This window comes from Biomaibacter sp. TOL (genome assembly GCF_059717795.1).
Window position 1 is genome coordinate 3719484 of record NZ_AP046092.1, and the last position, 11434, is coordinate 3730917.

The window sequence follows — 11434 nt, forward strand, 5'->3', positions numbered from 1 at the left end:
ATGAAACACCTTATAAAAGAATTAACCGAAAGTTTCGGCCCTTCTGGTAATGAAGATGAAATAAGAAAAACTATTATAGAAAAAATAAAACCATTCGCTGATTCAATAAATATTGACAAAATGGGAAACATCATTGCCCAAAAAGGCACTTCAGGAGAAAAGCTTATGCTTGCGGCTCATATGGATGAAATCGGAGTGATTGTAACAAACATAGACGATAAGGGGTTTTTGAGATTTTCAAATGTCGGCGGCCTCTCGCCATTTACTTTAATTGGAGAAAGAGTAGTTTTTGCCAATGGGACCATAGGGGTTTTCGGCATGGAAAAAATGGATGATATGAAGGAACTTAAGATAAACAAAATGTTTATCGATATAGGAGCCTCTTCCCGGGAAGAAGCAAAACAAAAAGTCGAAATCGGCGATATGGGTACTTTTTACAGGGAATGCAGCATTTCGGGCGATTATATCATTTCCAAAGCTCTGGATAATAGAGCTGGGTGTGCAGTGCTGATAAAAGTCATGGAGCAATTAAAGAAGCCCGGCTTTCAAACGTTTTTTGTATTTACCGTTCAAGAAGAAGTCGGCCTTAGAGGCGCCAAAACATCGGCGTTTGGAGTGGACCCCGATCTGGCCATAGCCGTGGACGTCACCCTTACCGGCGATACGCCCGAAGCGCCAAAAATGGCTGTTGAGCTCGGCAAGGGGCCCGCCGTTAAAATAAAAGACAACTCCATACTAAGCCATCCCAGAATAAAAGATGCACTTGTATCTGCTGCAGAACAAAAAAAAGTTCCGTATCAACTGGAAGTCCTGGAATTCGGCGGTACAGATTCCGGTGCAATTCATCTAAGCCGCTCTGGCGTACCTTCGGGAGGTCTGTCCATACCTTCCAGATATGTCCATTCTCCGTCTGAAATGGTACATTTGAAAGATCTCGAAATGGCAGTAGAACTGCTTATTGGGTTTATTGAAGGATAAAATCTTTTCTGGGGGGGAATATCATATAGACTCCAAAATAGCTCTCATCTCACCTTATCCGGAGCTTACACAGATTGCAAAGAATGTTTCGGAGGAAATAGGGGAAGATATACTTATTTTAGAAGCCTTTCTGGAAGATGGCGTAACAAAAGCCAAAGAACTTGCCAGGGATATAAAGGTAATAATAAGCCGCGGAGCAACTGGAGCTTTAATTAAAAAAAATGTGGACATACCTGTGGTAAATGTTGAAATTACTGATTTTGATGTTTTCCTTGCGCTTTATGAGTCCACTTTAGAACATGATTCTATCGGATTTTTTGGTTATGATTATAAAAAAGGCCATTTTAATTTTGATTTATTCTCCAGAATACTTAATAAAACGATCAGTTATTTTTATTATAAAAACGATCTTGAGTTAAAAAAAATGCTTGAAGATGCCAGAAAACAGGGTATAACAATAGCAGTTGGAACGGGTGCCTGTATCCTTACAGAAGCTCTAAAACTTGGAATGAAAGGAAAACTGGTCCAATCAAACAGATCTTCTGTGATGCAGGCCATAAATACAGCCAAAAATATTTGTTGCGTACTGGAAAAAGACGCCGCACAAAAACAGATGATGAAAACGCTGCTTGATTGCTCTTACGAAGGTATTGTAGCTCTGGATGAAAATAAAAAGATCATCATGTACAATCCAAAAGCGGAAGAATTGCTCGGCGTTCCAGCAGAAAAAATATTGTCGAAAAATATACAGGATGTTAATTTTTCAAACATCAGCCGGATTTTTGAAAAAGGTGAACCCGCGTTACAGAAAATTATTGACATAAACAAAACAAAACTTCTGGTAAACAGAGCTCATATAAATGTAAACACGCAAAAGTACGGTACTGTCATAACATTTCAGGAGATATCGAAGATACAAGAACTTGAAAAAAATATTCGTAAAGAGCTTCATAAAAAAGGTCTTACTTCATCTTATTCTTTTGAAGATATATTGGGCAATAGCGTACTTTTAAAAGAAACAATCAAAATGGCCCAAAAATACAGCAAGACAAATTCCACGGTACTTATAATAGGGGAAAGTGGTACCGGTAAGGAATTATTTGCCAATAGCATCCATTCGGCAAGTCCGAGAGCAAGAGGTCCTTTTGTAGCGGTAAACTGTGCCGCACTGCCTGAAAGCTTGCTGGAAAGCGAACTCTTTGGATATGAAGAAGGTGCTTTTACGGGAGCCAAGAAAGGTGGTAAAACCGGCCTATTCGAGTTGGCTCATGGAGGCAGTTTGTTTTTAGATGAAATAGGTGAAATGCCGCTGGGGCTACAGGCTCAATTATTAAGAGTTATTCAAGAGAAAAAAGTGATGCGGCTCGGCGGAAATAAATTAATTCCAGTGGATGTCAGAATAATTGCCGCCACTAATATTGATCTTAAGAAGCGGATACAGGAGGGAAAATTTCGTTCGGACCTCTTTTATAGATTAAATATATTGACTCTTAAAGTACCGCCTCTCAGAGCTAGACCTGAAGATATTATTGTATTGGCAAAATATTTTATAGATTATTTTTCTAAAATTTATAATAAAAAAATTGATAGTAATTTTACTAAACCCGTTATAGAACTTCTTCAATCTTATAGCTGGCCAGGAAATGTGAGAGAATTAAAAAATTTGATGGAAAAATGTGTTGTTCTTACAGAAAAACAAGAAATAAATCTATTGATTAAAAATCTTCTAGACGAATCGGAAGTTCAAGAGGAGCACTCCGGAAATAATAAACTTACCATAAATATCAGCACTTTTGAAGAAATGGAAAATCAAATTATTGAACAATTAAGTAAAAAATTTGGCGGTAATAAAGCTATGTTAGCAAAAGAACTCGGCATTAGCAGGACAACTTTATGGAAAAAATTAAAGAAAAAGAATTAGAATGGTACGATTTTTGCATTATTAATTTTAGGTATTTTAAGAAATGGGAGGTATATTATGAAAAAACAATACGAAATATCAGTGAACGAACAAAGATGTAAAAAATGTGGAATATGCGTTGCTTTCTGTCCGAAAAACGTACTTGAAATCGGTATAAACACCATTCCAAAAGTCGTATTTCCCGAAGCATGTATCGGCTGTAAATGGTGCTATCTCAGATGCCCCGAAATTGCAATTTTTGTAGAAAAGAAGGAGGCGGTTTAATTGACGCGAGAAATTAAATTTTTACAAGGAAATGAAGCCTGCCTGGAGGGGGCTTTAAAAGCCGGTGCCAGATTTTATGCAGGTTATCCTATCACTCCTTCATCCGAAATAGCGGAAATGGCATCTCAAAGGCTGCCTGCTATTGGCGGAGTTTTTATACAGATGGAAGATGAGTTGGGTAGCATGGCTGCTTTAGTCGGAGCTTCAATGGCAGGGGCGAAAGCTTTTACCGCAACCAGCGGGCCGGGGTTTTCCCTGATGCAGGAAAACCTGGGGTTGGCTATAATGACTGAAGCTCCTTGCGTGGTTATAAACGTTCAGAGGAGTGGTCCAAGTACAGGGCTTGCCACAAAACCGGCACAGGCGGATGTAATGCAAGCCCGCTGGGGAACACATGGCGATCACGCTATAATAACCTTATGCCCGACATCGGTACAGGAATGTTATGATCTTATGATCTATGCTTTCAATTTTTCTGAAAGATTTAGAACTCCAGTAATCTTTTTATCGGACGAGATTGTGGGCCATATGAGAGAAAAAGTGATTTTAAGAGATGATATACCGATAATAGACAGAGCTTTTCCGCAATGTGAACCAAACCAATATAAACCGTATAAACCCGGGGATGACAAGGTTCCCCAAATGGCTTACTTTGGGAGTGAATTTATTTTTCATGCATCCAGTTCAATGCACGATGAAACGGGTTATCCGAACAACACTTCACAAAATGCCGATAAAGTAATAAGAAGATTATATGAAAAAATATATGATCATCGTGATGAAATATCCATAACAAAGGAATTTGAGACAGAAGATGCAGATGTACTTTTTATATCCTTTGGAGCTGCAGCACGCAGTGCAAGAGAAGCAGTGAAAATGTTGAGAAGCGGCGGTGTAAAAGCCGGTTTATTGCAAATCAATACAATTTGGCCCTTCCCGGACGAAAAAGTAAAGAGACTGGCCTTGCGGGCAAAAGTAGTTCTAGTGCCTGAGATGAATCTCGGACAAATAATAAACGAAGTAATAAAATTTTCCTGCGGAACTCCGGTGTTTGGTATAAATAAAGTAGACAGCACCATAATTACACCTCTGGAAATCGTGAATAAAGCTAAGGAGGTTTTGCAAAATGCCTAAGAACATATTTGATTATATTATTGAAGACAGATTGCCATTTTTCTGGTGTGAGGGGTGCGGAAACGGAATAATATTGAAATCCATAGCCCAGGCTTTTGCAGACCTTGAACTGGAACCAAAAAATATTGTTGTTGTAACCGGTATAGGTTGCTGGGGAAAAGCCGATGACTATCTTTCTACCAACAGCCTTCATGTTACCCATGGGCGCGCACTGGCGGCGGCTACAGGCGTGAAGGCGGTTAATCCAAATCTTAAAGTTGTTGCGCTAATGGGAGATGGAGATGGAGTAACAATAGGAGGCAACCATTTCATCCATGCAGCCCGCAGAAACATGGACATCACGGCAATAATATCCAACAATTTTAACTATGGAATGACCGGCGGCCAATATTCGGGTACAACGCCAGAGCCGAGTTTCACCAGTACATCACGATATGGTTCTGTTGAACCTCCCTTTGATATTTGCGCGTTAGCTAAAGCAGCCGGAGCACCCTATGTCGCCAGGGCTACGGTTTATCATGTAAATCTATTAGAAAGATATATCAAAAATGCAATTCAAAAGAAAGGGTTTTCAGTGGTGGATGTTATCAACATATGCCCCACTTATTACGGGAGGTTCAATAAATTGAAATCTCCGGTAGAAATGATGAGTTGGCTGAGAGACAATTCAACTATGAAGCTTGAAGATGGAAACATTTATAATAACAAGTTTGCCATAGGTGAATTCGTCAATGAAGATAAACTTGATTTTTCCACAAAGTATGCCCAATTGCAGAACAACGCGCGCAAGCTGTCGGTGCATATGGAACAAGATTTAAGCGGTAAATAGGAGGGATTATTTTGAAGACAAGAACAGAAATAGTTCTGGCGGGAGTTGGCGGTCAAGGGTTGATTTTAATTGGCAAGATAATAGGCGAAGCCGCAGCTTTGTATGAAGGTAAAAATGCGGTTCAAACTCAATCCTATGGAGTTGCTTCTCGCGGAGGTTTTTCAAAATCGGAATTGGTGATTTCCAATGAAGAGATAGCATATCCGGAAGTGATGGAACCGGATCTTGTGCTTGCTCTATCCCAGCAGTCATATGATATGTATCGCAATAAAATAGGAAAAAACTGTTTACTTATTTTTGACAGTGATACCGTAGATTCGGGTGAATGTTCTGGAAAAGCCATGGGATATCCAATGACCAGCGCTGCGGTAGAACTCCATAGTTTGAAAAATTTAAACATGATTGCTCTTGGGATTTTATCTGGATTAACTACTTCCAGAGATATTATCATCACCGGTTTTCCATCCTATGATAGTCTAAGAAAATCCCTAGAACAAAATTCTCCATCCCAGTATAGACATCAAAATCTGGAAGCTTTTGAACACGGTTTTAAGCTGGCTTAAATATTTAATTCTCTCCTTTAAAACTTTTTGCGGTATTCCTCAGTTATGAAAATTATTCGAAGGGAGAAAGGTATAATGAATATTGAATCGCTTTATTCCGACGGCATAAAGCAACTTTCACCTTCACCCATCAGGGAACTTTTAAAGATTGCAGCAAAACCAGGAATTATTTCTCTGGCAGGAGGGAACCCATCCCCTGATACTTTTCCTGTAAGGGAATTAAAAGATTGTTTTCTGAGTGTAATTGAAAGAGATTGGAAACGAATCTTGCAATACAGTCCCACCGAAGGAAATGCGGACTTAATAGATATAATAAAACAGCATTCTATAAAACAAGGAATTAATTGTGAAACGGAAAACATCCTCATAACATCAGGGTCCCAACAGGGGATGGATCTAGTCTGCAGGACGCTGCTCAATCCGAAAGATGAAGTCATAGTAGAACTTCCCAGTTATCCAGGGAGTATTCACACATTGAAATCGTATCAGGCTAAGTTGACCGGTGTGCCGTTAGATAATGAAGGCATCGATACCGACATTTTAGAAAATATTTTAAAGGAACGACAGAAAACCGGCAAATTGCCCAAATTTATTTATGTTATACCCACATTTCAGAATCCTTCTGGTACCACCCTGTCTGAAAACAGAAGAAGAACTCTGATAAAACTTGCCGAAAAATATGGTTTAATAATAGTAGAAGATGATCCTTACAATGCGTTACGGTATGAGGGTGAAAATATAAAGCCGATAAAGGCTATGGATCATGACGAACATGTCGTCTATATGAGTTCCTTTTCAAAGACATTTTGTCCGGGGGTCCGCGTAGCCTGGACCATAGGGCAAAAAGACCTGATTCGAAAAATGGTTATAAGTAAGCAAGGTGCGGACCTGCATACCAGTAGCCTGACCCAGGCAATAGTGGCGGAATACTGCAAGAATAACCATATGGAAAATCACTTGAAAGATGTTGTATCATACTACAAAACAAAACGAAATATCATGCTTGAATCCATTGAAAAGCATTTTAAAGGTTTAGCCGTATGGACAAAACCTCTCGGAGGATTTTTTGTATGGATGACGCTAAATAAAAATGTTGATACTACTGAATCATTCTCTAAAGCTGTAGAAAAAGGTGTTATATATGTGCCGGGTTCGTCTTTCTGTGTTGATGGCAGCAATAAAAATAGCATGAGATTGTCATTTGCGACAGTAAGCAATGAAAACATTAAAAAGGGAATACAATTGCTTGCAGAAGTTTTTTATGAATAAGTCATGCACTATATCCCGGGGCCCTTCATAATTTATTTGTATAAGGGGGCTCCATTATATGATAATAAAATGCCCTTTTTTAGTAAAATATAAGGACTTCAAATATATATATACCTCAGGAACAATTTATAAATGTACCCTTGGAAACGTTTTATTAAAATCTGGCGATTTAAAAGAAAAATGGGCATGTCAAGGATGCCGGATTCCATGGATAATAAAAAACATTTCTTGTAACTATTTAAAACCACATAAAATATTCTTGATAAGAGGCTCCAGTAAAACATGGCTGAGCTGCGAGTTATTAAACATAGTAATGGATAGCTCTGGAGATTTCTGTCAGTTAAACTGTAAAATTTATGATTAAAATATATTTCATAATATTTCATAATCAGTTTCAATGGAGTAAGGTATAACCTTACTTTTTTTATGCGATTTTTGTGAATTAAAGAAGGAAAAATAGGGTAAAAATAGAATATTATGTTAGTATTAAGAAATGGGGGGATAAATATGAGAAAAATAGAGGCGTATAACATTTTATTAATGCTTATCAAATCAAAAAATCCGGGGCATAAGAAGGTGGATATATTTTTAATATGGATTAGTCTATTGTTTTGGGCTGGCAGATATAACAAAGCTCTGGATTATGTCAATATTTTTTTAAAAAACAGACCTTATGAAGAAATTTACTGCTGGAAAGGCATATTGTACTATTTTTTAAAAGATTACGTGAAGTCATCTGAATCATTTGAAAAAGCTGAAGCAATTAATCCTCAAAGCGCTGAAATAAAGTATTTCCTGGCTGAAACATATTTTATCCGTTCAGAAATAGCAAAAGCTGAATCAAAGTACAGAACCATAATAGATTACAAGGAATTGAGCAGCTTCGGTTTGTATGGGATAGGTTGCTGTCTTATGGAAAAAGAACGTCCCGATGAAGCTATAGGTTTTTTCAATAGAGCGCTGGAATGTGCAAAACAAGATTATAAGGTTCAAATATTGAATAAAAAAGGACTTTGTTTATTAAGTCAGGAAAATTTGGAAGATGCATTAGCCTGTTTTCAGGAATGTTTAAAAATTTTTCCGAACAATGACTCAATTAAATTAAATTTAGCTTTAGTCTTTAGCAAACTGGGAAATTATATAAAAGCCGCCGAAATATACAAAGACTATTTATCGAAAAATCCGCATGATTTGACCGCAATAAACAATATGAGCTTATGCCATGCGGCTCTAGGCAATTACAGGCAAGCCCTGGAATATTGCGACAAGGGTCTTGAAATAGACCCCATAAATGTAGATTTGTTAGGAAATAAAGGATATTGTCATTATAAATTAAATGATTATAAAAAAGCTCTGGATTGTTTAAATCAAGCTGAAAAATACGCAAAGGATGATATAATATTATTAAACAACAAGGCACTGTGTCTGATGGCTATGGAATATTATGATGATGCTATTAAACTTTTTAACAGGGTTTTGAATAAACAAAGAAGTGATGATATATTAATAAACAAAGCTCATTGTTTGATTAAAAAAGAACGTTATATGGATGCTTTAATATGTCTGGACGGAGTAACGAACAAAACCGGGAGAGGATTTGAACTCTATACGCTTCAGGGAATATGCTTTGAAAAACTGGGAGATAATGAAAAAGCAATAGAATGCTACAATAAATCTTTTAATACATAAAGAGGTGTTGAATTTGAACATACTCCTTACTAATGACGACGGTATATATTCTGAAGGTTTGATTGCACTTGCCGAAAAAATTTCAGAAATAGCCAATGTGTTTATAGTAGCTCCGGATCGAGAACGAAGTGCAACAGCTCATGCAATTACTATGCACAAACCATTGAGAGTCGAACAGGCCCGTATCCCGCACTGTGAATCCACCAGTTGGATGGTTAATGGTACACCTTCGGATTGTGTCAAGCTTGCGCTGGAATCGTTGCTGGACTTTAAACCTGATATGGTTTTGTCCGGCATCAACAAAGGTCCAAACCTGGGAACGGACGTTATATATTCCGGTACCGTTTCTGCAGCAATAGAAGCCACCATCTTAGGTGTTCCGGCCATTGCATTTTCCATAACCGCTTATGAGAATATAGACTATGATTATCCTGCACGTTTTGCAAAAAAACTCTGCAGGCAGTTGACAAATATTGATTTCCCAAAGGAATTCCTGTTAAATGTGAATATACCGCCTTTGAATGAGAAAGATATTTGCGGAGTGTATATAACACACCTGGGAATAAGGAAATACCGGAATACTTTTGACAAGCGAAAGGATCCAAGGGGAAGAACTTATTACTGGTTAGCCGGCGAAGTTATTGAAAACATGGAAGATTCAGGCTCCGATGTATGGGCTATCAGGAATAATTACATTTCCATCACGCCCATACACTTTGATTTGACTAGATACGATATAATTGATAATATTAAAAAATGGAACATCCAACCATGAATTATTCTAAGAAAGGATCATGGAAAATGAAAGAAGACAAGCTTGAACTTATTGCGAAAAAAGAACTCCACTATAGTGACGAACTGTATCAACTGGTAGATTTTTTAAATAAGAACCTGAAAAACAGGGGTGTGATTTTTGGAATTTCCAAAGAAGGCGACAGAGCGGTAGTTTCAATATATGAAATATAAACAGGCACCATATCTATTCTCTCCAATATTAATATAAAGCCGGTTTTTGTAGTGAGGAATCTATAATGCAAGGAAAAAATCGAATGACCTTATTATTAAGGATCTTAACCAGGGATTTGTAACATCAGGATATAATAAGAAGGAAATTGCGTTTTTTTGGAGAATACTAACAATATCCAGTTTGATCTTCCTGGAGGATAACATGAAAAAAATCAACTGGTTTCATAGGCGAAGTCAAAAACCCGGGCATCACACATTTATTAGGCAACCTGATGGGTATGGAACTTGAGATTTTCCAAAAAGATAATTCTGGATAAAGACAAAACAAAAAAAGTAATTGAAAAAAGCGGTTCAAGCCCTATTAAAGATCTGCAATATGTTTTTATAGTCTGGATAGGGAAAAAGGATTTTCTTATACATAAGATGAAAATAAATATCGATTTAGATATGGCTGATGCTGTTAAACAATCCGTAACTATGATGATCCGATTTATACGATTTCAATGATAGTGATATTGACATAAAGATTCCATCGGAGTTGTCATCTTTTTTTAATAAGTAAGATAAAATTAAAAAAAAGGAGAGATTATTTATGAAAATATCGGAAAAAGCGACAGGAATAAGCCCATCGCCAACACTGGCCATAGATGCCAAAGCAAAACAAATGAAAAAAGAGGGGTATGATATCATTGGCTTTGGAGCCGGTGAGCCGGATTTTGATACCCCTGATTACATTAAATCGGCAGCTGTAACTTCTATAAATCAGGGATTTACAAAATATACACCGGTGGGTGGAATTATAGAATTATTAGATGCCATTTCGAAGTATCTGGAAGAGAGCACTGGTATTTCTTATAAACAAAGCCAGATAATCGTATCAAATGGTGCAAAGCAGTGTCTTTTTAATGCGCTGTATTGTTTGATTGATCCGGGAGATAAAGTCCTAATTCCAAGCCCTTATTGGGTGAGCTATCCCGAACTGGTTAAGCTCTGCGGTGGAGAACCGGTTTTTGTAGAAACAAGAGAAGAAGAAGATTTTAAGCTAAAAGCAGAAAACCTGGAACGTCTTATAGATAATAAAACGAAAGTGCTTATTATTAACAGCCCCAATAATCCTACCGGTAGCGTCTACTCAAAAGAAGATTTAAAAGAAATAGCCAAAATCGCAATAGAAAGAGACATTTTTATCATATCCGATGAAATTTACGAAAAACTCATATATGACGGAGAAAAGCATTCAAGTATAGTAACAGCCGATGATCAAATGAAAGAACGCACTATAGTAGTAAATGGTATGTCTAAAACATTTGCTATGACAGGATGGAGAATAGGTTTTGCAGCAGGGCCGGACAAACTGATAAAAGCTATGACAGACCTGCAAAGCCATTCTACATCAAATCCTAATTCAATAGCTCAAAAGGCCAGTCTTGAGGCGCTGACAAACCCTGAAAAGCGGGAAATTGTCGCTAGAATGGTACAGGAGTTTTCATCAAGAAGAACATATATGGTAGACAGAATAAATAAGATTCCTGATCTTTCCTGCCGTTTACCTAAAGGCGCCTTCTATGTAATGATGAATATTAGGGGTACTTTTGGAAAACAATTGGATGGTAGAAAAATAACAGACTCATCAAGCTTTGCCGAAATGTTATTGGAAAAATACAAAGTGGCGGTAGTTCCCGGTGTAGCTTTTGGAACCGAGGATTATGTAAGGTTGTCTTACGCCACTTCCATGGAGAACATAATCAAGGGTCTGGACCGAATACAGGAGTTTGTCAGTGTTTTAAAATAACTTTAAAACACAATAGCAGGGTTTTCCCT

General features: G+C 37.5%; 12 protein-coding genes. All 12 read left to right on the forward strand.

The annotated features are described in order from the left end of the window. Nucleotides 1–978 carry a M42 family metallopeptidase gene (locus AC6I1H_RS18605; protein ID WP_497738989.1) on the forward strand — a complete coding sequence of 326 codons (978 nt, stop codon included), beginning with the start codon at nt 1–3 and terminating at the stop codon, nt 976–978. Next, nucleotides 968–2899, forward strand: coding sequence for a sigma 54-interacting transcriptional regulator (locus tag AC6I1H_RS18610; protein WP_497740860.1), 1932 nt, complete (start codon nt 968–970; stop codon nt 2897–2899). Before AC6I1H_RS18605 ends, AC6I1H_RS18610 begins: the two co-directional genes overlap by 11 nt. Before the next feature lie 57 nt (nt 2900–2956). Beyond that, complete coding sequence (locus AC6I1H_RS18615) at nt 2957–3163, forward strand: 4Fe-4S binding protein (RefSeq protein ID WP_497738990.1); 207 nt, start codon at nt 2957–2959, stop codon at nt 3161–3163. Beyond that, complete coding sequence (locus tag AC6I1H_RS18620) at nt 3164–4297, forward strand: 2-oxoacid:acceptor oxidoreductase subunit alpha (protein ID WP_497738991.1); 1134 nt, start codon at nt 3164–3166, stop codon at nt 4295–4297. Beyond that, the gene (locus AC6I1H_RS18625) at nt 4290–5126 is read left to right on the forward strand and encodes a thiamine pyrophosphate-dependent enzyme (RefSeq protein ID WP_497738992.1); all 837 of its coding nucleotides are present in this window, start codon (nt 4290–4292) and stop codon (nt 5124–5126) included. Before AC6I1H_RS18620 ends, AC6I1H_RS18625 begins: the two co-directional genes overlap by 8 nt. Before the next feature lie 11 nt (nt 5127–5137). Next, complete coding sequence (locus AC6I1H_RS18630) at nt 5138–5689, forward strand: 2-oxoacid:acceptor oxidoreductase family protein (RefSeq protein WP_497738993.1); 552 nt, start codon at nt 5138–5140, stop codon at nt 5687–5689. Between the two features lie 75 nt (nt 5690–5764). After that, nucleotides 5765–6958: an aminotransferase-like domain-containing protein gene (locus AC6I1H_RS18635; RefSeq protein WP_497738994.1), complete on the forward strand. Its 1194-nt coding sequence runs from the start codon at nt 5765–5767 to the stop codon at nt 6956–6958. Between the two features lie 58 nt (nt 6959–7016). Then, nucleotides 7017–7322 (forward strand): hypothetical protein, encoded by a 306-nt coding sequence (locus AC6I1H_RS18640; protein WP_497738995.1) that lies wholly within the window; start codon nt 7017–7019, stop codon nt 7320–7322. 143 nt (nt 7323–7465) lie between these two features. Next, complete coding sequence (locus AC6I1H_RS18645; RefSeq protein WP_497738996.1) at nt 7466–8647, forward strand: tetratricopeptide repeat protein; 1182 nt, start codon at nt 7466–7468, stop codon at nt 8645–8647. 13 nt (nt 8648–8660) lie between these two features. Then, the gene (surE, locus tag AC6I1H_RS18650) at nt 8661–9422 is read left to right on the forward strand and encodes a 5'/3'-nucleotidase SurE (RefSeq protein WP_497738997.1); all 762 of its coding nucleotides are present in this window, start codon (nt 8661–8663) and stop codon (nt 9420–9422) included. A gap of 26 nt (nt 9423–9448) precedes the next feature. Then, nucleotides 9449–9613, forward strand: a complete 165-nt coding sequence (locus AC6I1H_RS18655; protein WP_497738998.1) for a YpmA family protein — start codon at nt 9449–9451, stop codon at nt 9611–9613. Between the two features lie 592 nt (nt 9614–10205). Further along, the gene (locus tag AC6I1H_RS18660; RefSeq protein WP_497738999.1) at nt 10206–11405 is read left to right on the forward strand and encodes a pyridoxal phosphate-dependent aminotransferase; all 1200 of its coding nucleotides are present in this window, start codon (nt 10206–10208) and stop codon (nt 11403–11405) included. The last annotated feature ends 29 nt before the right edge of the window (nt 11406–11434 follow it).